The organism is Salmonella sp. 5800, assembly GCF_046558195.1.
Lineage (GTDB): Bacteria > Pseudomonadota > Gammaproteobacteria > Enterobacterales > Enterobacteriaceae > Salmonella > Salmonella enterica.
The window spans coordinates 123,105-144,738 of sequence record NZ_JBGDOX010000005.1 but is presented as its reverse complement, the minus strand read 5'-3'; the positions used below and the strand labels follow the sequence as shown (position 1 = coordinate 144,738).

Annotated in this window: 19 protein-coding genes, 1 tRNA gene, 1 other RNA gene and 1 pseudogene; 15 read left to right on the top strand and 7 right to left on the bottom strand. The window is 53.6% G+C overall.

Annotated features, from left to right (window positions below):
- Nucleotides 1-18 precede the first annotated feature (18 nt).
- Nucleotides 19-723 (top strand): leucyl/phenylalanyl-tRNA--protein transferase, encoded by a 705-nt coding sequence (aat, locus tag ACLJZ5_RS11820; protein ID WP_001241652.1) that lies wholly within the window; start codon nucleotides 19-21, stop codon nucleotides 721-723.
- Between the two features lie 311 nt (nucleotides 724-1,034).
- Entirely contained in the window at nucleotides 1,035-1,253 is a 219-nt protein-coding gene (infA, locus tag ACLJZ5_RS11815; RefSeq protein ID WP_001040187.1) for a translation initiation factor IF-1, read from the top strand.
- A gap of 90 nt (nucleotides 1,254-1,343) precedes the next feature.
- Here infA and ACLJZ5_RS11810 read toward each other — a convergent pair whose 3' ends face one another.
- On the bottom strand, nucleotides 1,344-2,255 hold the full coding sequence (locus ACLJZ5_RS11810; RefSeq protein ID WP_000597928.1) for a LysR family transcriptional regulator: 912 nt from the start codon (nucleotides 2,253-2,255) through the stop codon (nucleotides 1,344-1,346).
- Between the two features lie 108 nt (nucleotides 2,256-2,363).
- On the opposite strand from ACLJZ5_RS11810, the gene ACLJZ5_RS11805 reads away from it, so the two are divergent.
- From ACLJZ5_RS11805 to ACLJZ5_RS11780, 6 genes and pseudogenes are all read left to right on the top strand, one after another.
- Complete coding sequence (locus ACLJZ5_RS11805) at nucleotides 2,364-3,224, top strand: pirin family protein (protein WP_000809969.1); 861 nt, start codon at nucleotides 2,364-2,366, stop codon at nucleotides 3,222-3,224.
- Between the two features lie 19 nt (nucleotides 3,225-3,243).
- Complete coding sequence (locus ACLJZ5_RS11800; protein ID WP_000097893.1) at nucleotides 3,244-3,921, top strand: hydrolase; 678 nt, start codon at nucleotides 3,244-3,246, stop codon at nucleotides 3,919-3,921.
- Nucleotides 3,922-4,069: 148 nt separating this feature from the next.
- Nucleotides 4,070-4,157 (top strand) — tRNA-Ser (locus tag ACLJZ5_RS11795).
- 48 nt (nucleotides 4,158-4,205) lie between these two features.
- Nucleotides 4,206-4,342: non-coding RNA, RtT sRNA (locus ACLJZ5_RS11790), on the top strand.
- A 449-nt stretch (nucleotides 4,343-4,791) separates the two neighbouring features.
- Nucleotides 4,792-5,145: pseudogene (locus ACLJZ5_RS11785) on the top strand (tyrosine-type recombinase/integrase); the annotation flags it as partial.
- A 161-nt stretch (nucleotides 5,146-5,306) separates the two neighbouring features.
- On the top strand, nucleotides 5,307-5,504 hold the full coding sequence (locus ACLJZ5_RS11780) for a hypothetical protein (RefSeq protein WP_001117984.1): 198 nt from the start codon (nucleotides 5,307-5,309) through the stop codon (nucleotides 5,502-5,504).
- Between the two features lie 213 nt (nucleotides 5,505-5,717).
- Here the strand turns inward: ACLJZ5_RS11780 and clpA are convergent, their stop codons facing one another.
- The 3 genes from clpA to ACLJZ5_RS11765 form a co-directional block, all read right to left on the bottom strand.
- Nucleotides 5,718-7,994, bottom strand: coding sequence for an ATP-dependent Clp protease ATP-binding subunit ClpA (gene clpA, locus ACLJZ5_RS11775; RefSeq protein ID WP_000934064.1), 2,277 nt, complete (start codon nucleotides 7,992-7,994; stop codon nucleotides 5,718-5,720).
- A 30-nt stretch (nucleotides 7,995-8,024) separates the two neighbouring features.
- Nucleotides 8,025-8,345 carry an ATP-dependent Clp protease adapter ClpS gene (gene clpS, locus ACLJZ5_RS11770; RefSeq protein ID WP_000520789.1) on the bottom strand — a complete coding sequence of 107 codons (321 nt, stop codon included), beginning with the start codon at nucleotides 8,343-8,345 and terminating at the stop codon, nucleotides 8,025-8,027.
- Nucleotides 8,346-8,440: 95 nt separating this feature from the next.
- Nucleotides 8,441-8,518: a hypothetical protein gene (locus ACLJZ5_RS11765; protein WP_212742690.1), complete on the bottom strand. Its 78-nt coding sequence runs from the start codon at nucleotides 8,516-8,518 to the stop codon at nucleotides 8,441-8,443.
- 150 nt (nucleotides 8,519-8,668) lie between these two features.
- Between ACLJZ5_RS11765 and cspD the strand changes: the two genes are divergently transcribed.
- On the top strand, nucleotides 8,669-8,890 hold the full coding sequence (cspD, locus tag ACLJZ5_RS11760) for a cold shock-like protein CspD (protein ID WP_000447499.1): 222 nt from the start codon (nucleotides 8,669-8,671) through the stop codon (nucleotides 8,888-8,890).
- Nucleotides 8,891-9,019: 129 nt separating this feature from the next.
- Here the strand turns inward: cspD and macB are convergent, their stop codons facing one another.
- Both macB and macA read right to left on the bottom strand, forming a co-directional pair.
- On the bottom strand, nucleotides 9,020-10,966 hold the full coding sequence (gene macB / locus ACLJZ5_RS11755) for a macrolide ABC transporter ATP-binding protein/permease MacB (RefSeq protein ID WP_000125893.1): 1,947 nt from the start codon (nucleotides 10,964-10,966) through the stop codon (nucleotides 9,020-9,022).
- A complete protein-coding gene (macA, locus tag ACLJZ5_RS11750; protein ID WP_001201754.1) occupies nucleotides 10,963-12,081 on the bottom strand; it encodes a macrolide transporter subunit MacA in 1,119 nt (372 codons plus the stop codon). Before macA ends, macB begins: the two co-directional genes overlap by 4 nt.
- A gap of 145 nt (nucleotides 12,082-12,226) precedes the next feature.
- On the opposite strand from macA, the gene ACLJZ5_RS11745 reads away from it, so the two are divergent.
- Entirely contained in the window at nucleotides 12,227-13,177 is a 951-nt protein-coding gene (locus tag ACLJZ5_RS11745) for a VirK/YbjX family protein (protein ID WP_001519667.1), read from the top strand.
- Here ACLJZ5_RS11745 and ACLJZ5_RS11740 read toward each other — a convergent pair.
- Nucleotides 13,174-14,832 (bottom strand): ATP-dependent endonuclease, encoded by a 1,659-nt coding sequence (locus ACLJZ5_RS11740; protein ID WP_000599765.1) that lies wholly within the window; start codon nucleotides 14,830-14,832, stop codon nucleotides 13,174-13,176. The two genes, ACLJZ5_RS11745 and ACLJZ5_RS11740, sit on opposite strands and share 4 nt — an antisense overlap.
- Nucleotides 14,833-15,033: 201 nt before the next feature.
- Between ACLJZ5_RS11740 and ACLJZ5_RS11735 the strand changes: the two genes are divergently transcribed.
- The 5 genes from ACLJZ5_RS11735 to ltaE all read left to right on the top strand — a co-directional run bounded on the left by ACLJZ5_RS11735 (nucleotide 15,034) and on the right by ltaE (nucleotide 21,625).
- Nucleotides 15,034-15,933, top strand: coding sequence for a lysine exporter LysO family protein (locus tag ACLJZ5_RS11735; RefSeq protein WP_000491118.1), 900 nt, complete (start codon nucleotides 15,034-15,036; stop codon nucleotides 15,931-15,933).
- Nucleotides 15,934-16,076: 143 nt separating this feature from the next.
- Entirely contained in the window at nucleotides 16,077-17,729 is a 1,653-nt protein-coding gene (gene hcp, locus ACLJZ5_RS11730) for a hydroxylamine reductase (RefSeq protein WP_000458785.1), read from the top strand.
- Between the two features lie 11 nt (nucleotides 17,730-17,740).
- Nucleotides 17,741-18,709: an NADH oxidoreductase gene (hcr, locus tag ACLJZ5_RS11725; protein ID WP_024798105.1), complete on the top strand. Its 969-nt coding sequence runs from the start codon at nucleotides 17,741-17,743 to the stop codon at nucleotides 18,707-18,709.
- Nucleotides 18,710-18,866: 157 nt separating this feature from the next.
- The gene (gene poxB, locus ACLJZ5_RS11720) at nucleotides 18,867-20,585 is read left to right on the top strand and encodes a ubiquinone-dependent pyruvate dehydrogenase (RefSeq protein ID WP_000815309.1); all 1,719 of its coding nucleotides are present in this window, start codon (nucleotides 18,867-18,869) and stop codon (nucleotides 20,583-20,585) included.
- A gap of 38 nt (nucleotides 20,586-20,623) precedes the next feature.
- Entirely contained in the window at nucleotides 20,624-21,625 is a 1,002-nt protein-coding gene (gene ltaE, locus ACLJZ5_RS11715) for a low-specificity L-threonine aldolase (RefSeq protein WP_024798104.1), read from the top strand.
- The last annotated feature ends 9 nt before the right edge of the window (nucleotides 21,626-21,634 follow it).

Below are 21,634 nucleotides of genomic sequence, written 5' to 3'. Positions count from 1 at the left end.
TACTGGAGTTTCGCCGTCATGCGTCTGGTTCAGCTTTCCCGACATTCTATCGCTTTCCCTTCGCCGGAAGGCGCTTTACGCGAGCCTAACGGTTTACTGGCGCTGGGCGGCGATCTCAGCCCTGCCCGGTTGTTAATGGCCTACCAGCACGGGATTTTCCCGTGGTTTTCGCCGGGCGACCCGATCCTGTGGTGGTCGCCCGATCCGCGCGCCGTGCTGTGGCCTGAAAAGTTTCACCTCAGTCGCAGCATGAGGCGCTTTCACAACGCATCCCCTTACCGCGTGACGCTCAATTACGCTTTCGATCGGGTCATTGATGGATGCGCCAATCACCGTGACGAAGGCACCTGGATAACGCGTGGTATTGAGGAAGCCTATCGCCGATTACATGAATTGGGCCACGCGCACTCCATTGAAGTGTGGCGCGATCGGGAACTGGTCGGCGGGATGTATGGCGTCTCGCAGGGGGCGCTGTTTTGCGGCGAATCGATGTTTAGCCGCCAGGAGAATGCCTCTAAAACCGCACTGCTGGTTTTTTGCGCTGAATTTACCCGTCACGGCGGTAAACTTATTGATTGTCAGGTACTTAATAGTCATACCGCCTCGCTCGGCGCCATTGAAATTCCACGTCGTGACTACCTCGATCACCTCGCGGCCTTACGCCAACAGCCGCTGGCCTCCCGTTTTTGGGTGCCGCGGACATTATTTTTGCCCCGGAAGTGAATGTTTTCGGCACATTTTTTATTGGGGTGTTATAATTGCTGCCGCAGAATTGGTTTAGCTCATTATCCCGCAGCCCGTTGTCAGGTAACGCCCATCGTTTATTTCACCGTTCCCTTATATGTTGCGCTTATGTCGATACATCAGGCGGTAGTATCAGGGAAAAGGTGTATAACGCGGCGTTGTCGTGTGTCGCGGAATCATGTGCTAAACCTGGTTTGCTGTGTTTTAAACGCACAAATCTTTACTTATCAAAAGAAGTTCGGCATTATCTTGCCGGTTCAAATTATGGTAGTGATACCCCAGAGGATTAGATGGCCAAAGAAGACAATATTGAAATGCAAGGTACCGTTCTCGAAACGTTACCTAATACCATGTTCCGCGTAGAGTTAGAAAACGGTCACGTGGTTACTGCACACATCTCCGGTAAAATGCGTAAGAACTACATCCGCATCCTGACGGGCGACAAAGTGACCGTTGAGCTGACCCCGTACGACCTGAGCAAAGGCCGCATTGTCTTCCGTAGTCGCTAATTGTCTCCTCACGCCCTGAAGGGCGGCTGGATAAAAGGTCGGTTTAACCGGCCTTTTTTGCGTCCATTAAGTCGATGAATGACGAGCAGGTTACTCTTCCACCATGCGCGCATACTCTTCCGTCAAAAAATCGACCAACGCGCGTACGGAAGGTAATAATCCTCGCCGGGATGGGAACACAGCATGAATAACCTCCCGCCGGGGCTCCCACTCTTCCAGCACCGCGACCAGTTCACCGGCGGCCAGTTGTTCTTTCACCATTAAGACAGGTAGCTGCACAAGCCCCACGCCCGCCATCGCCGCCTCGCGTAGCGCCAACATGTCGGTGGTAATCATACGAGGGGTAAAATGGACTTCCGCACGCGCGCCCTGCGGGCCGTAAAGTTCCCAGCGGTGGATATGCTTGCCGGATGCAAGACTTAGCCCTGGCCAATGACTCAACTCCGCCGGCGCGGAAGGGATTCCCATCCGTGCGATAAGATCCGGGCTGGCAAACAGGCGATGCCCTCTGTCAGCCAGGACGCGCATCACCAGGTCGCTATCTTCAAACGGGCGCGGCCTGACGCGAATCGCCACATCCACCCCCTCCCCTACGACGTCCACCCGACGATTGGTCGCTTCAAGCTGTAGCGAAACATCAGGATAACGCGCCATAAATTTCGCCAGCATTGGGCCGATGTGTACATGCAGCAGCGTCACCGGGCAGGTCAGCTTCACGATACCGCGAGGCTCTACCTGCAATGCGGCAATGGCATCCTGCGCCGCCTGAGCTTCCACCAGCATCGCTTTACAGTGCTCATAGAATGTTTGCCCCACTTCGGTAACGTTAAACTGCCGGGTGGTTCGCTGAATCAATCGCACGCCCAGCCGTTCCTCCAGTTGCGCAATACGCCGGCTCAGTTTTGATTTTGGTTCATCAAGCGCACGCCCCGCCGCGGCAAACCCCCCCTCTTCGACCACATGCACAAACCACGCAAAATCATTGAGATCCGTTTTTATCATTACATTGTCCTATTAATGGAACGGTATGAGCCATTTTAGCCACTACCGAACCTTTTGTCATGAATATAAGCTTATTCACATCAAGACAACGCCACTGAGGAGAACACCATGAAACAGATTACAGGCGTCTATACCGCACCTCGCCCGCACTGGGTTGGCGATGGATTTCCGGTTCGTTCACTCTTTTCTTATCAGTCACATGCGCAGCAGTTGAGTCCCTTCCTGCTGCTGGATTATGCCGGGCCGCACACATTTACGCCGGGTAATGAAAAACGCGGTGTTGGGGAGCATCCACACCGCGGTTTCGAGACCGTGACGATTGTTTATAGTGGCGAAGTCGAGCATCGGGACTCTACCGGTCGCGGCGGCGTTATCGGCCCGGGCGACGTTCAGTGGATGACCGCAGGCGCAGGCATTTTGCATGAAGAGTTCCATTCCGACGCGTTTACCCGTCGGGGCGGCGAACTGGAAATGGTGCAGTTGTGGGTTAACCTTCCCATGAAGGACAAAATGACCACCCCGGGTTATCAAAGCATTACCCACGATGTTATCCCGACCGTTACGTTGCCGGATGACGCCGGAGTCGTGCGGGTCATCGCAGGGCGTTATGAAGAGACAAAAGGCCCGGCGCACACTTTCTCGCCGCTCAATGTCTGGGATATGCGCCTGCAACGCAATCGCCAGCTTACATTGGCACAGCCGGAAGGATGGAGCACCGCGCTGGTGGTACTGAAAGGCAATATCACGGTGAACGGCACGACGCCGGTCAACGAAGCGCAACTGGTGGTGTTGAGCCAGCAAGGGAAAACGCTGCACCTTGAGGCCAGCAGCGACGCCAGCGTATTGCTGTTATCAGGCGAGCCGCTGAATGAACCGATTGTGGGTTACGGCCCATTTGTTATGAACACGAAACAAGAGATCGCAGAAGCAGTCCGCGATTTCAACTCCGGCCGTTTTGGCCAAATCTGAAAACATGAAGGAGAACACGATGTCAAGTCCTGCTAATTTTAATGGTTTGCGCCCGGTAATTGATGTTAACGATTCCGTGATGCTTTTAATCGATCATCAAAGCGGTCTTTTCCAGACCGTAGGCGATATGCCAATGCCGGAATTACGCGCTCGCGCCGCGGCGTTGGCGAAGATGGCGACGTTAGCGAAAATGCCGGTCATTACCACGGCATCCGTACCGCAAGGTCCGAACGGCCCGCTGATCCCGGAGATCCACGCTAATGCGCCACATGCGCAGTACATTGCGCGCAAAGGTGAAATTAACGCCTGGGATAACGAAGATTTCGTTAAGGCGGTAAAAGCGACGGGTCGTAAGACGCTGATCATTGCCGGGACGATTACCAGCGTGTGCATGGCATTCCCGGCCATTAGCGCGGTAGCGGAAGGTTATAAGGTATTTGCCGTGATCGACGCATCCGGCACCTACAGTAAGATGGCGCAGGAGATCACCCTGGCGCGTATCGTACAGGCTGGCGTCGTACCGATGGATACTGCCGCGGTCGCCTCTGAGCTGCAAGGCACCTGGAACCGTGAAGACGCCGCCGCCTGGGCCGACGTTTATACTCAGGTATTCCCGGCCTATCAACTGCTGATCGAAAGCTACAGCAAAGCGCAGGATGTGGTGAAAAACAACGAAATGTTGGATTCACAGCGCTAATTTGCCTCCCCGCGCCAGTTTGGGCGGGGATTATGTCTATTGCATGAGCAAACGACAGTGAATATGTAAATTCTGCTTGACCGTTTTAGCGCAACTCCCTATAGTAACGCCCCGTTGCCCCCCAAGTGGTCAGGCAGCAATACAATATGGTGAGGTGTCCGAGTGGCTGAAGGAGCACGCCTGGAAAGTGTGTATACGGCAACGTATCGGGGGTTCGAATCCCCCCCTCACCGCCATATTTAAGTTGAGAGCCTGTACAGAAGTACGGGCTTTTTGCTTATATATATCCCCCAAACCAAGGGGGGATGAGAACCATCGACCGGGGTTCGACAACTGGCGCAGCCAGTTGGACAGACCGGGCGCGCAGCGAACGGGCTGCCCGAAGGGCGAGCGCAGCGAGTCAATCCCCCCCTCACCGCCATATTCAAGAAAGAGCTCGTACGAAAGTACGGGCTTTTTTTTCACATAAAGCCACCCTACAGGGGGGATGAGAACACCCGACCGGGGTTCGACACAAAAACGCCGGGAGCGTTTTTGAACAGAGCTTGCTCTGGCCCCGAAGGGGCGAGGCCCAGGGATGGGCTGAGTAGCGGCGCAGCCAGTTGGACAGACCGGGCGCGCAGCGAACGGGCTGCCCGAAGGGCGAGCGCAGCGAGTCAATCCCCCCTCACCGCCATATTCAAGAAAGAGCTCGTACGAAAGTACGGGCTTTTGTATCTAAACTTCTTGTTTTTACTGTGATTTTCCTGATGAAGGTTCGTTTTTGACCTTTGGTTGCTACACTAAACTTACTATAGATTGTGTAAAAACAGCCCCACTCCCCTACCTGAAACGCTTTAGAAAAGTTTGCATAAGTATCTCTCGGTAGTAAAAAAGCACCGAGTTCCTCTGTCTGATTCTGCCGTTGCTTTATTAGAAGGCTTACCGCGTTTGAAAAATAACAATCATGTATTCCCTGCCCCTCGCGCTGAAACACTTTCTGATATGTCGTTATTGGCTGTATTGAAACGAATGGAATATACCGACTTAACGCCGCATGGCTTCCGTTCTACTTTCCGTGAGTGGGCTGGTGAAACAACGGGCTATCAACGTGAGGTTATTGAACATGCGTTGGCGCACCAGTTGGCAGATAAGGCTGAAGCAGCGTATCAGCGTGGGACGTTATGGCCTAAACGGGTGGCGTTGATGGATGATTGGACGGGGTATAGCACTGCCAACAGCTAAGCTACCTGTACGAAAGCATTATCGTTGATAACAACGTAGAAAGTGTGATGCTAATAGCATTCGCTTTCGAAAATGTGACAAGAAATAATTTCATGATGAACTATTTCTTATACAATTATTATCATGGTTTGAAAATTACATAAACCACTCAAGGAGAGGTTATGCCCGGACTGATAGGCTACTGGAAGCAACTTCCAACCAAAGATGAATATATTAAAAAACACAATATGAGTAAAATATCCTGCTACAGTTGTGGTCACGAGAAATTCAGCGATGTTGGTTTGATACAGGTATGGGATAATCACAGAAGAATTCTTTGTGCTAAGTGTAAGACTACTCTTTTCAGAGAAGAGGATTAGTTTTTTGGCATTGGTAACAGCGGCTTCAGCATCCCTTTTCACACAGCGGGGCGGGCTTTTTTTCGCATTAACCCCCCCGTCGATTACCGGATGATGACGCAATTTACAAGCGCCTTGTCCGCCTACCGCGAGCACAACGCCATCAGGCTAACTATTAGCCGGCGTAAAAAAACCGGGCGCTAAGGCCCGGTTTGTACGGCAGTGAAACGAAGATTAATGCGCGGCTTCCGGCTTGTGCTTTTGCGCACTCTGGAAGCCATACGTCAACGCATTTTTCTCTTTATCCAGCGCGACGGTGACTTGTCCGCCATCAACCAGCGATCCAAACAGCAACTCATTGGCCAGCGGTTTTTTCAGGTTATCCTGAATCACACGCGCCATCGGTCGTGCGCCCATCGCCCGGTCATAGCCCTTTTCCGCCAGCCAGTCGCGCGCTTCCTGACTGACTTCCAGGGAGACGCCTTTCTGATCCAACTGGGCCTGCAACTCGACGATAAACTTATCGACAACCTGATGAATCACCTCGCCAGACAGATGATCGAACCAAATAATGTTGTCGAGACGGTTACGGAACTCCGGCGTAAACACTTTCTTGATCTCGCCCATCGCATCGGTACTGTTGTCCTGATGAATAAGACCAATAGATTTACGTTCGGTTTCTCGCACGCCGGCGTTGGTGGTCATCACCAGCACCACGTTGCGGAAATCCGCCTTACGGCCGTTGTTATCGGTCAGCGTACCGTTATCCATCACCTGCAGCAGCAGGTTAAAGACATCCGGGTGCGCTTTTTCGATCTCATCCAGCAACAGCACCGCATGAGGATGCTTAATCACCGCATCCGTCAGCAGCCCGCCCTGGTCGAAACCGACGTATCCCGGAGGCGCGCCGATCAAACGGCTCACCGTATGACGCTCCATATATTCGGACATATCGAAGCGCAACAGCTCAATACCCAGCGCTTTTGAAAGCTGTACCGTAACTTCAGTTTTCCCTACGCCAGTTGGCCCGGCGAACAGGAAGGAGCCGACAGGTTTATGCTCATGGCCCAGACCGGCACGACTCATCTTAATAGCTTCGGTCAGCGCCTCAATCGCGTTATCCTGGCCGAAGACCAGCATTTTCAGACGATCGCCCAGGTTCTTCAGCGTATCGCGATCGCTCTGCGAGACGCTCTTTTCAGGAATTCGCGCAATTCGCGCCACTACGGACTCAATATCCGCCACGTTGACCGTTTTCTTACGTTTACTCACCGGCATCAGACGCGCCCGAGCGCCCGCTTCGTCAATCACGTCAATGGCTTTATCCGGCAGATGGCGGTCATTGATATATTTTACCGCCAGCTCGACCGCCGCACGCACCGCTTTCGCGGTATAACGCACGTCGTGGTGCGCTTCGTACTTAGGTTTCAAGCCGTTGATAATTTGCACCGTCTCTTCCACCGAAGGCTCGGTAATATCAATTTTCTGGAAACGGCGTGCTAATGCGCGGTCTTTCTCAAAAATATTGCTGAATTCCTGATAGGTCGTTGAGCCGATCACCCGGATCTTGCCGCTGGAAAGCAGCGGTTTAATCAGATTTGCCGCATCCACCTGTCCGCCCGACGCCGCGCCAGCGCCGATAATGGTATGGATTTCATCGATAAACAGGATGCTGTTGGTATCCTGCTCAAGCTGTTTCAGCAACGCCTTAAACCGTTTTTCAAAATCGCCGCGGTATTTGGTGCCCGCCAGCAGCGAACCGATATCCAGCGAGTAAATGGTGCAATCGGCCATCACTTCCGGCACATCGCCCTGCACGATACGCCAGGCCAGCCCTTCGGCAATCGCCGTTTTGCCAACGCCGGATTCCCCCACCAGCAACGGGTTATTTTTACGGCGACGACACAGAACCTGGATCGCGCGTTCCAGTTCTTTTTCACGACCAATCAGCGGATCGATGCCGCCCACGCGAGCAAGTTGGTTAAGATTCGTCGTGAAGTTTTCCATACGTTCCTCCCCGCCAGCTTGTTCGTCGCCAGTTGGCTGATTGCCGAGATCGGAAGATTGGCTCGGTTCGTCTTTTCGCGTCCCGTGAGAAATAAAGTTCACGATATCCAGACGGCTCACTTCATGCTTGCGCAGCAGATAAGCCGCTTGTGATTCCTGTTCGCTAAAGATAGCCACCAGCACATTCGCGCCAGTCACTTCACTACGCCCGGAAGACTGAACATGGAAGACGGCACGTTGCAGGACACGCTGGAAACTTAACGTCGGCTGCGTATCACGCTCTTCTTCACTGGCAGGCAGTACGGGTGTGGTTTGTTCAATGAAGGCTTCGAGTTCCTGACGGAGCGCCACCAGATCCACGGAGCATGCTTCCAGCGCTTCGCGAGCCGATGGGTTGCTGAGCAGCGCCAGCAACAGATGCTCGACGGTCATAAACTCATGACGGTGCTCGCGCGCTCTGGCGAAAGCCATGTTTAAACTGAGTTCCAGTTCTTGATTGAGCATAGGCACCTCCCCCAATTTTTATACCTGCATTCAGGCTTTTTCCAGCGTACACAGCAACGGATGCTCGTTCTCCCTTGCATACTTGTTCACCATCGCCACTTTGGTTTCCGCCACCTCGGCGGTGAACACGCCGCAGATGGCTTTGCCTTGATAGTGAACTGCAAGCATCAATTGCGTTGCACGTTCTACATCATAAGAAAAGAATTTTTGTAACACGTCAATAACAAACTCCATCGGAGTGTAGTCATCATTGACTAATATCACTTTATACATAGATGGCGGTTTTAGCGCGTCGCGCACGCTATCTTCCACCAGCTGGTCAAAATCCAGCCAATCGTTCGTCTTACCCATCGTCAGTCGTCATTATCGGTTACGGTTGTCGGCAGGAAAATCTGCCGCTGACCAAAGTCTATGCACATAATCAATCTACCTCAATTGATAGATAACTAACATCTATCAGTACCATCCGCGACATCTGTCACATTCCCGGCAATAGCGTTAACTGCTTCAAATTTTTGATTCATTTTTACCCGATCCCCCCTGCCTGATGCTTGACGCCTCGCCTGATTTCTCTAAATTGTAATGTCGAGAGTTGGTGAGGTTTTGAACAGCCCCCACTCCGTCACCGGTTCATTCCATCTTACTTATATAAGATTTACGAAGGATGTCGAAGCATGGAAACGGGTACTGTAAAGTGGTTCAATAATGCCAAAGGGTTTGGTTTCATCTGCCCTGAAGGCGGCGGCGAGGATATTTTCGCCCATTATTCCACCATTCAAATGGATGGTTACAGAACGCTTAAAGCCGGACAGTCTGTCCGGTTTGATGTACACCAGGGGCCAAAAGGCAATCACGCCAGCGTCATCGTGCCCATCGAAGCAGAGGCCGTTGCATAGCTCCTCTGTCTCATTGTGTACATCCAGGAGGCAAAATGCCAGCCCGATCGGCTGGCATTTTTATTTAACGCCAGTTCCTGATAGCGACACTGTTACATCTTATCAGGCCGACAAATGACGTCAGCAAGATTACTCCCTTGCCAGCGCATCCACCGGGTCCAGTCGCGCCGCGTTTCTCGCCGGTAGCCAGCCAAACAGTATCCCAGTAAACGTCGAACATAAAAACGCGCTCGCCAGCGCAGTCAGTGAAAAACCGATCTCCCAGCCGGGCAGGAAAAGCTGTAGCATAAATGCGATGAACATCGACAAGCTAATCCCCAGCGCTCCCCCAACCAGGCAAACCAACACCGCTTCAATAAGAAACTGCTGTAGCACATCGCTGGCGCGCGCGCCTACCGCCATACGGATGCCGATTTCACGCGTTCGCTCGGTGACGGAAACCAGCATAATATTCATAACGCCGATGCCGCCGACAACCAGCGAAATGACGGCCACCAGCGTCAGAAATAACTGAAGAGTATAGGTGGTTTTTTCAGCCGTTTTCAGGACGCTGTCCATATTCCAGGTGAAGAAGTCTTTTTTACCGTGGCGTAAGGTGAGCAGGCGAGTAAGCTGCTGTTCAGCCTGATCGCTATCAACGCCATCTTTCACACGAACGGTGATCGAGTTAAGCCATGACTGACCCATTATGCGATCTGACATCGTGCTATAGGGCAACCAAATTTGCAACAGATTGCTATTGCCGTACATGGACGGTTTCTCTTCCGCCACGCCAATAACAATAACCGGCATATTACCCACCAGCACCACTTCCCCTACGACATTCGCTTTATTTGGAAATAGCTGGCGTCGCGTGTTGGCATCCAGCACCACCACCTGCGCGCGATCCTGTTGCTGTACAGCATTGAAGGTGTTCCCCTCCCTAAAGGACATGCCGTAAACGTTAAAATAATCGCCACTGACGCCATTAGCATTTACGGCAATATCAATATTGCCATAGCGAAGACGTAAGCTCTTTGAAACGCTGGGCGTCGCAGAGTTAACCCACGGCTGTTTCTGAATAGCGACCAGATCGTCATATTTCAGCGCCTGTCGATACTGCGGGTTGTCGTCGCCGAAATCTTTGCCTGGATGAATATCAATCGTATTAGTGCCCATAGCGCGGATATCCGCCAGTACCATCTGTTTTGCGGCGTCGCCGACCACCACAATCGACACCACCGACGCAATACCGATAATAATTCCCAGCATGGTCAGTAAAGTACGCATTTTGTTAGCGGCCATCGCTAACCACGCCATTGACAGCGCTTCGCGAAAGCTGCTGGCAAATTGCCGCCAGCCGGGAGCCGTATTAACTACGGCAGCGTCAACGCCCTGTTCGCGTTTCTTTTCCTGCGCGGGCGGATTATGGACAATCTTGCCATCGTGAATTTCAATAATCCGCTCCGCCTGGGCGGCAATCAGCGGATCGTGCGTCACAATGATCACCGTATGTCCGCGATCGCGCAGTTGGCGCAAAATCGCCATCACCTCTTCGCCGGAATGGCTATCCAGCGCGCCGGTCGGCTCATCCGCCAGAATCACCTGTCCGCCGTTCATCAGCGCGCGGGCAATACTGACACGCTGCTGCTGTCCGCCAGAAAGCTGTGAAGGTGGGTAATCGACGCGATCGCTTAATCCCAGCCGCAAAAGCAACTCTCTGGCGCGCGCCTGGCGTTTTTTGCGTTCAATGCCGGCGTAGACGGCGGGGATTTCAACATTTTGCGCTGCCGTTAAATGCGACAACAGATGGTAGCGCTGAAAGATAAAGCCAAAATGCTCACGCCGCAGCTGCGCCAGCGCGTCCGGGTCCAGCGTCGAGACGTCCCGCCCCGCCACCCGATAAGTGCCGCTGGTCGGTTTATCCAGGCACCCGAGGATATTCATCAGCGTTGATTTTCCAGAACCGGAAACGCCGACGATCGCCACCATCTCCCCGGCGTGGATTTGCAGGGAGATATCTTTCAACACCGCCACCTGCTCTTCTCCGGAGGGGTAGCTGCGACTCACATTGCGCAGTTCAAGCAATGCCGTCATGGCGTCGCTCCTGGCCTGCTCTCACCGATGATCACCTCATCGCCCGCTTCCAGACCTTTAACCACTTCCACGTCTGTATCGTTACGCTCGCCAATGATCACTTCGCGCTCACGTTTTTCGCCGTTACGCAACAGCGCCACTTTATAACGATTGCCGCCCACCGGTTCGCCAAGCGCGGCGAGAGGAATAATCAACACATTTTTGACATCCATGAGTTGAATATAAACCTGTGCGGTCATATCAAGACGCAAGATTCTTTTGGGATTCGGCACTTCAAACCGGGCGTAATAAAAAATAGCATCGTTGATCTTTTCCGGCGTCGGCAGAATATCTTTTAAAACGCCTTCATAGCGCGTTTGCGGATCGCCTGCAATGGTGAACCATGCTTTCTGCCCCGCCCGAAGATGGATCACGTCCGCTTCCGAGACCTGCGCTTTTACCAGCATAGTGCTCATATCCGCCAGCGTCAGAATATTGGGCGCCTGCTGAGCTGCAATCACCGTTTGTCCTTGCAGGGTAGTGATTTGCGTCACTTCCCCCGCCATGGGAGCAACAATACGGGTATATTCCAGGTTGGTTTTCGCGGTGTCCAACGAGGCCCGATTACGTTTGATCTGGGCATCTATGGTGCCAATACGCGCCTGTTTAACCGCCATCTCCGTCGCCGCGGTATCCAGATCCTGTTGCGATACCGCCTGAGTCTTAGCTAACTGCTGCTGGCGCGCCAGCGTAACCCGCGCCAGCTTTAACTCAGCGGCTGCCTGCTGACGCTCTGCGTTCAGCTCCATCAGGGTGGCCTCGACCTCTTTTATCTGGTTCTCCGCCTGATCCGGATCAATCACGCCGAGTAGCTGATCTTTTTTAACGTTATCGCCAATGGAGACCAGCAGCGTTTTCAACTGGCCGCTCACCTGCGCGCCGACATCCACTTTACGCAACGCGTCCAGTTTTCCAGTCGCCAGTACACTCTGTTCAAGATCGCCTGGCCGCACGATTAATGTCTGATAAGTTGGCAGCGGCGCATTTAGCATTCGCCAGCCAGCCATCCCCCCCACTAAAAGAATTAAAATAATGACCAGATAACGCTTTTTAAATTTCTTTCCCTTAGCACGCATAGAAACCCTGACGGCAAAATTTCAACCAGAAAGTAAACCGTATCTAAACAAACCTGACGCAATAAAGATAGCGTCGGCTGTATTGACGATTGGTTAATGTTTCCTGTGGTTCAATCTCGACAATCTTATGTCGCGGATTACGATCATGACACAGCTTACAGATAATACCTGGTACACTTCAGATTACATCTCTCCTTTACAATTATTTATTCGTCTGACGCGCGGGCAATTACAGCCAGGAAAATTCTGGCGTAAAGCCAGCTTTCGTCGCAAGTTTTTAATCCGCTCACTAGTCATGCCGCGTGCGACCAGCCAATTACTGACTAATCTCACCCAATGGCCGGAGTTAAATACGTTACTTGCTCGTCAGCCGCGTTTGCCTATTCGGCTACATCGTCCTTATATGGCTGTAAATATTAAACGCGATTTCGCCTTAGACGCTCTGTGTTTTCATTATCAACAGATGCGCCAACTTTTATCGCGGGAACAACAAGTTAGCTATTTAAGTCAGTATGGCCTGAATCTTGCTAAATTTGAAACTAAAACCGGCGAGTTGTTTCAACTTGATTTAGTCAGTCTGGTCTCACTGGATAAAGAAGGTGAAAGCACTATTGTTGTTCGCGACGCACAGTTACGTATTCTGGCAGAGATCACATTTACTCTGTGTCGCTTTAACCAACAACGCACACTATTTATCGGCGGATTACAGGGCGCGGCAAACGACGTCCCTCACGAAATTATCCAGCAGGCGACCAAAGCCTGCCATGGTCTTTTTCCCAAACGCATCGTGATGGAGGCTCTCTGTCAGTTTGCGCAAGTCTTTCAGGCAGAAAAGATTATAGCTGTGAGTAACGATGCGCACGTTTACCGTAGCTGGCGATACATGGATAAAAAGACGCAAATGCATGCCGACTATGACGCGTTTTGGGAATCGTTAGGCGGTGAAAGAATTAAAGGGAATTACTATACGCTACCGCTGGCGATCGCCCGAAAAAGCGAAGCGGAGATCGCCAGTAAAAAACGGGCCGAGTATCGCCGCCGCTATGCGTTACTCGATAGCGTCGTCGAACAGGTTCCGGCCACATTCAAACGTTAATCCGCCCGGCCCCGCGCCAGCCAAACCACGCGCGAGAACATCTTTCTGAACAGCGGCGGCACGGCGTCAATTCCCCGCCGCCCGGCTTCCATCGCGACTTCAATCGCCAAATCCGGCTTTGACGAGCGGTGGATAGCTTTAGTGATAATTTTCCGGGTATTCATCGGCACATTAGGCGGAAGCTGCGCAACCCGGTGAAAAACATCGGCAAAGCCCTGACGATACATAAAATGTTCCATATCCAGCGCAGGCAGCGCCGTGAGATGTTCGCGTTCTTCTTCCCGATCGTTATTAAGCAGACTGCGGACCGTCGCGGCATATTTTTTCCCCGCTTCGTCGCCATCCACCAGGACATGCCACTCGATTCCCATACGGCGGGCGAACTTCACCAGCGGTTTCAGGCCAGACTGAGCAAACTCAATGACTTTAATGCCCTCCGCATCAAAATGATGACCACACTGACGCGCCAGCTCATTAATAACCCAGGTTTCCGTCTCGCCTTCCACCAGTAGCCAGCAACGCGCAAACAGCGACGATGCGCGATTAAAGCGGATATGAAAGGCGATGCGCCGTCCATCTTCCGCGCTTAACCCGCCCGGGCCCAGACGCCAGGCGGCGACGCGGGAAGATTCACGCACCAACCGTACGACATGCTCCACCGGCGTTAGCGAGAGCAATTCGCCTGAGTTGGTTGTCGCTATCCGCTGTAGCGGTAACAGATTGAGCAATTGCCAGGCGACTGAAAGCATAATGGGATGTAAACGGGTTTCCGGATCTTCCACCAGCAGTAATGGTCGCGCGTCTTTATGTAACCGCAGCGTCCCTTTCGCCTGTAACAGCGTGGAGAAAAGCCCCAGCAGGATCACCCGATGCGACCGGCTGCCCGGTTTGTCGATCATCCGATTAATAATATCCAGATAGCGCCAGCTACGCTGCTCATTTTGCGAACGTCGGCGCATGAGTCGGTGACGCGCCTGTCCTGCGCCCTGCTCTGAGAAATAGTGTTCAAGCAGTTGCACCATCGCGGACAGTCCCTGACGAATCTGCCCGTCGGTTAAATTTTGCGGCCGGGTCGCCAGCTCACGCGCCAGAAAATCCAGCTGTCGGGCCGTGACTTCAACATCCGGCACATTGGGCACCGTACCGTTGCGAATACGTCGCATAAAGCGCGCATCGCGCAAACGTAGCACTGGCATCAAACGAACCAGGTGGCGCACCTGATCGTTAATATTTTCCACCAGTAATGGCTGCCCATCGCTATTGAGAAAACTGCGCAGCGTCATCACGCTGCCATCGGCGCCGCATTCGCCCTCTAGCCGATAAAAAATACGGTGAAAATCATCCTCGCAAGGCGACCAGCATGCTTCCAGCGCTCGATAACGACGTACCCGATGCCGCCCTGGCTGCGTTTCGCGAAAAGTCAGAATAATATGCAGGTGATGCTCGCGTCCTTTTATGTCGCCAGGCGGAAACCAGAAATCCTCACGGACAAAATGGTAGAGATCGAGTTCCGGCGACAATAACAGAGTCAGCGCATCCAGCAGGCTGGATTTTCCCCAGGCGTTTTCCCCAATCAGCACGTTGTTTTGCTCCAGCATCAACGACAGTCGGTTGATACCGCGAAATCCTACTATTTCAACGCGTTCGAGAATCATGCTTCCTCCAGAAAAACGTCATCACTCCATTAAATTCACCGCAGTATAACGGCAAATGCGTCCGCCAGGCGTGATATTCCCCCCCTTTGCCTGGGGCAAATGTCTGATAAATGTACGGCTGACGGTGTCGCTTTACTGATAGTCTGGAATTCGGTAGTGTCATGTACGCTATTCAAACAATAAAAAAGGGCCCGGCTGTTCATGTTTTCAGGACTTTTAATCATTCTGGTTCCACTGATTGTGGGCTATCTCATTCCACTGCGACATAAAGCCGCATTACAACTCATTAACCGGCTACTGAGCTGGATCGTGTATCTTATTCTCTTTTTTATGGGAATAAGCCTGGCGTTTTTGGATAACCTCGCCAGTAATCTGGTGGCGATTTTTCATTATTCCGCCGTCAGTATTACGATTATTTTATTGTGTAATATCGCCGCCTTATTGTGGCTGGAACGTATCCTCCCGTGGCGTCACCATCATCAGCAGGAAAAACTGCCTTCGCGTATTGCCATGGCGCTGGAGTCGCTGCAACTGTGCGGCGTAGTGGTATTGGGGTTTGTCATCGGCCTGAGCGGACTCTCTGTTTTACAGCACGCCACCGAAGCCAGTGAATATACGCTGATCTTTTTATTGTTCCTGGTGGGGATTCAGCTACGAAATAGCGGCATGACCTTAAAGCAAATTGTGCTTAACCGCCGGGGAATGATGGTCGCGGTCGTTGTCGTGGCAAGCTCATTACTGGGCGGCGTGATTAATGCGTTTATCCTGGACTTACCGCTAAAAACCGCCCTGGCGATGGCGTCAGGTTTCGGCTGGTACTCTCTTTCCGGTATTTTGCTGACGGAGTCGTTTGGACCGGTTATCGGCAGCGCGGCATTTTTTAACGATCTGGCCCGCGAGCTCTTAGCCATTATGCTTATTCCCGGTCTGGTTCGCCGCAGCCGTTCAACAGCGTTGGGCCTGTGCGGAGCGACCTCAATGGACTTTACGTTGCCGGTATTACAGCGCTCCGGCGGCGTAGAGATTGTTCCGGCGGCTATCGTACATGGCTTTATCCTCAGCCTGCTGGTCCCCCTCTTAATGGCGTTCTTCTCGGCCTGATACCTCTTTGGCGGTAGGCATCTGCCGCCAAAATTGCGCTAAATCAATCTCCTTGCACATTATGGCAGAAATCCCTTTTATCCCTTTGTTCACAGGCATAACCTTAAACATGTATATTAAATATAACTTTAAAAGGTGTGACCATGTTTTGTGTGCAATGTGAACAAACCATCCGTACACCAGCCGGAAACGGCTGCTCTTACGCGCAGGGAATGTGCGGTAAAACCGCTGAAACGTCCGATCTGCAGGATCTGCTGATTGCGGCTTTGCAAGGTTTGTCTGCCTGGGCGGTGAAGGCCCGTGAATATGGCATCATTAATCACGACGTTGATAACTTTGCGCCGCGCGCGTTTTTCTCCACGCTGACCAACGTTAACTTCGACTCTCCGCGTATCGTCGGCTACGCCCGTGAAGCGATTGCCTTGCGTGAAGCGTTGAAAGCGCAGTGCCTGAGCGTGGATGCTAATGCGCATTGCGACAATCCGATGGCCGATCTGCAACTGGTCAGCGACGATCTGGGCGAACTGCAACGTCAGGCGGCGGAATTTACCCCGAATAAAGACAAAGCCGCCATTGGCGAGAACATCCTCGGCCTGCGTCTGCTGTGCCTGTACGGTCTGAAAGGCGCGGCGGCGTATATGGAGCACGCGCACGTTCTCGGTCAATACGACAACGACATTTACGCGCAGTACCACAAAATCATGGCCTGGCTGGGCACCTGGCCTGCTGACATGAACGCGCTGCTGGAGTGCGCAATGGAAATCGGCCAGATGAACTTCAAAGTGATGAGCATTCTGGATGCCGGTGAAACCACCAAATACGGTCACCCAACGCCGACTCAGGTCAACGTCAAAGCGACTGAAGGCAAGTGCATTCTGATCTCCGGTCACGATCTGAAAGATCTCTACAACCTGCTGGAGCAGACCGAAGGCACCGGCGTTAACGTCTACACTCACGGTGAAATGCTGCCCGCACATGGCTATCCGGAACTGCGTAAATTCAAGCATCTGGTCGGTAACTACGGCAGCGGCTGGCAGAATCAGCAGGTCGAATTCGCCCGCTTCCCTGGCCCAATCGTGATGACCTCTAACTGCATTATCGACCCGACCGTGGGCAGCTATGACGACCGTATCTGGACCCGTAGCATCGTCGGCTGGCCGGGCGTTAGCCATCTTGAAGGCGATGACTTCGGGCCGGTCATTGCCCAGGCGCAGCAAATGGCGGGCTTCCCGTATAGCGAAATTCCGCATCTCATCACCGTCGGTTTTGGCCGTCAGACCCTGCTCGGCGCTGCCGATACGCTCATCGATCTGGTCAGCCGTGAAAAACTGCGCCACATCTTCCTGGTCGGCGGCTGTGACGGCGCGCGCGGCGAGCGTAACTACTTTACCGATTTCGCCACCAGCGTACCGGATGACTGCCTGATCCTGACTCTGGCGTGCGGTAAATACCGTTTCAACAAACTGGAGTTCGGCGACATCGAAGGGCTGCCGCGTCTGGTCGATGCCGGTCAGTGTAACGATGCTTACTCCGCAATTATCCTGGCGGTGACGCTGGCGGAAAAACTGGGCTGCGGCGTCAACGATCTGCCGCTGTCGCTGGTGCTCTCCTGGTTTGAGCAGAAAGCGATCGTGATTCTGCTGACGCTGCTGTCATTAGGCGTGAAAAATATTGTCACCGGGCCGACCGCACCAGGCTTCTTCACGCCGGATTTGCTGGCTATCCTCAACGAGAAGTTCGGTCTGCGCTCCGTGACCACTGTTGAAGAAGACATGAAGCAATTGCTGAGCGCGTAAGGAGGTCAATGATGACGATGCCAACCTCACAGTGTCCCTGGCGAATGCAGGTGCATCACATCCGTCAGGAGACGCCGGATGTATGGACAATTGCGCTATTATGCCATGACTACTACCCTTACCGCGCCGGGCAGTATGCGCTGGTGAGCGTGCGTAATTCAGCGGAAACGCTGCGCGCCTACACCCTTTCGTCTACGCCGGGCGTCAGTGAATATATTACGCTGACCGTTCGTCGGATTGACGATGGCACGGGTTCACAGTGGTTGACCCATGACATCAAGCGCGGCGATTACATCTGGCTGTCTGATGCAATGGGCGATTTTACCTGTGACGATAAAACAGAAGATAAATTTCTGCTGCTCGCCGCCGGTTGTGGCGTAACGCCAATCATGTCGATGCGTCGCTGGCTGGCGAAATACCGCCCGCAGGCCGACGTGCAGGTCATCTTTAACGTCCGTTCGCCGGATGATGTGATTTTTGCCGACGAGTGGCGACAGTATCCGGTCACGCTAGTGGCGGAAAATCATGCCACGGAAGGTTTTGTCGCGGGCCGTCTGACCACGGAATTATTACAGCGCGTACCGGATTTGGCATCGCGCACCATCATGACCTGCGGCCCGGTGCCCTATATGGATTTCGTCGAACAGGGAGTGAAAGCGCTTGGCGTAACGCGCTTCTTTAAAGAGAAGTTCTTCACGCCGGTGGCGGAAACGGCAACCAGCGGCCTGAAATTCACCAAGCTACAGCCAGCGCAGGAATTTTATGCCCCGATCGGTACGACGCTGTTGGAGGCGCTGGAGAGTAATAAAGTACCGGTTGCCGCTGCCTGTCGGGCAGGTGTTTGCGGCTGCTGTAAAACCAAAGTCGTTTCCGGCGACTATACGGTGAGTAGCACCATGACGCTGAGCGAGGCGGAGATTGCCGAAGGTTACGTACTGGCCTGCTCCTGCCATCCGCAGGGCGATCTTGTTCTCGCATAATCGGTAAACGTTCCATCATAGGCCCGGTAAGCGTCAGCGCTACCGGGCGATTTGCCGCTCGCTTCATCCTTTCGCCCCTCTCTTCGCCAAAGAAAAACGTCATCGTCATCTTCAACTAAACTTGTAACCGTTATCACATTTAAGGAGATGGAGAACCATGAAACAAACCGTTGCTGCTTTTATCGCCAAAACGCTGGAACAGGCTGGCGTAAAACAAATCTGGGGCGTCACTGGCGATTCCCTGAACGGCCTGAGCGATAGTCTTAATCGTATGGGAACCATTGAATGGATGCCAACCCGCCACGAAGAGGTCGCCGCTTTCGCCGCCGGCGCACAAGCGCAGCTTACCGGCGAGCTGGCAGTGTGCGCCGGTTCATGTGGACCGGGCAACCTGCACCTGATCAATGGCCTGTTTGATTGCCACCGTAACCACGTCCCTGTTCTGGCGATCGCCGCCCATATTCCGTCCAGTGAAATCGGCAGCGGTTATTTCCAGGAGACCCACCCGCAGGAGTTGTTCCGTGAATGCAGCCACTATTGCGAGTTGGTTTCCAGCCCGGAGCAGATCCCGCAGGTGCTCGCCATCGCCATGCGCAAAGCGGTGCTAAACCGCGGCGTCTCCGTGGTCGTACTGCCGGGTGACGTGGCGCTGAAACCCGCGCCTGAAAACGCCGTCACTCATTGGTACCATGCCCCGCACCCCGTCGTCACGCCGGCGGAGGAAGAGCTGAAAAAACTGGCGCAACTGCTGCGCTACTCCAGCAATATCGCATTGATGTGCGGTAGCGGCTGCGCGGGCGCGCATGAGGAGTTGGTCGCGTTGGCGGCAAAACTAAAAGCGCCAATCGTTCATGCCCTGCGCGGCAAAGAGCACGTTGAGTACGATAACCCTTATGATGTGGGAATGACCGGCCTGATTGGCTTTTCTTCTGGCTTCCACACCATGATGAACGCCGATACGCTGATCCTGCTCGGCACCCAGTTCCCCTATCGCGCCTTTTATCCGAGCGATGCCAAAATCATTCAGATTGACATCAACCCGGGCAGTATTGGCGCGCACAGCAAAGTCGACATGGCGCTGGTGGGCGATATTAAAGCCACGCTTCGCGCCCTGCTGCCGCTGGTGGAAGAAAAAAGCAATCGTAAATTCCTCGATAAAGCTCTGGAGCACTATCGGGACGCCCGTAAGGGACTTGATGACTTAGCCAAACTCAGCGACAAAGCCATCCATCCGCAATATCTGGCGCAACAAATTAGCCATTTCGCCGCTGACGACGCTATTTTTACCTGCGATGTCGGCACGCCGACCGTCTGGGCGGCCCGCTATCTAAAAATGAACGGCAAGCGCCGCCTGCTGGGCTCGTTTAACCACGGGTCAATGGCCAACGCCATGCCGCAGGCGCTCGGCGCTCAGGCCACCGCGCCGGGTCGTCAGGTTATCGCGATGTGCGGTGATGGCGGCTTCAGTATGCTGATGGGCGATTTTCTCTCGGTGGTACAGATGAAGCTGCCGATAAAAATCGTCGTCTTTAATAACAGCGTGCTGGGCTTTGTGGCGATGGAAATGAAAGCCGGCGGCTACCTTACCGACGGTACCGAACTGCACGACACCAATTTCGCGCGTATCGCCGAAGCCTGCGGCATTACCGGTATTCGCGTGGAAAAAGCCGCAGATGTGGACGGAGCGCTACAGCGCGCGTTTTCCATTGACGGCCCGGTACTGGTTGACGTGGTCGTGGCAAAAGAAGAGCTGGCGATCCCGCCGCAGATCAAACTGGAACAAGCGAAAGGCTTTAGCCTGTACATGCTACGCGCCATTATTAGCGGCCGCGGCGATGAAGTGATCGAACTGGCGAAAACGAACTGGCTAAGGTAAAACAGTGCACATAACCTTTTAAAATCCAGGGATGTGCCATGATTGATTTACGCAGTGATACCGTTACCCGACCGGGCCGCGCCATGATCGAGGCGATGATGACCGCCCCGGTCGGGGACGACGTATACGGCGATGACCCTACCGTTAACGCCCTTCAGCGCTACGCCGCCGACCTTTCCGGTAAAGAAGCGGCGCTTTTTTTACCCACCGGCACCCAGGCCAATCTGGTCGCGCTACTTAGCCATTGTGAACGCGGCGAAGAGTATATCGTTGGTCAGGGCGCGCATAATTATCTCTATGAAGCTGGCGGCGCTGCGGTGCTCGGCAGCATTCAGCCGCAGCCCATCGACGCCGCCGCGGACGGTACGCTGCCGCTGGAGAACGTGGCGGCGAAGATTAAAGCGGATGACATCCACTTCGCGCGCACGCGCTTGCTCAGTCTGGAAAATACGCATAACGGGAAAGTGCTGCCGCGCGCGTATCTGAAAGACGCCTGGACATTTACCCGCGAACGTGGACTGGCGCTGCACGTTGACGGCGCCCGAATTTTTAACGCGGTGGTTGCCTACGGCTGTGAGTTAAAAGAGATTACGCAGTATTGCGACTCTTTTACCATCTGCCTGTCAAAAGGTCTCGGGACGCCGGTCGGTTCGCTGCTGGTCGGTAACCGCGACTACATTAAACGCGCGACGCGCTGGCGTAAAATGGTCGGTGGCGGAATGCGTCAGGCCGGGATTCTGGCAGCGGCCGGACTGTATGCGCTGAAGCATAACGTGGCGCGTCTGCAAGAGGACCATGATAACGCCGCCTGGTTGGCGCAGCAGCTTCGCGAAGCGGGCGCGGAGGTCATGCGCCACGAAACGAATATGCTGTTTGTTCGCGTTGGCGAAGCACAGGCCGCCGCGCTTGGCGACTATTTGCGGGAACGGAATATCCTGATTAACGCCGCGCCGATTGTGCGTCTGGTGACGCATCTGGATGTCTCTCGCGAACAGCTTGCCGACGTCGTCGCCCACTGGCGCGCCTTTTTAGCCCGCTAAGGAGAGCAA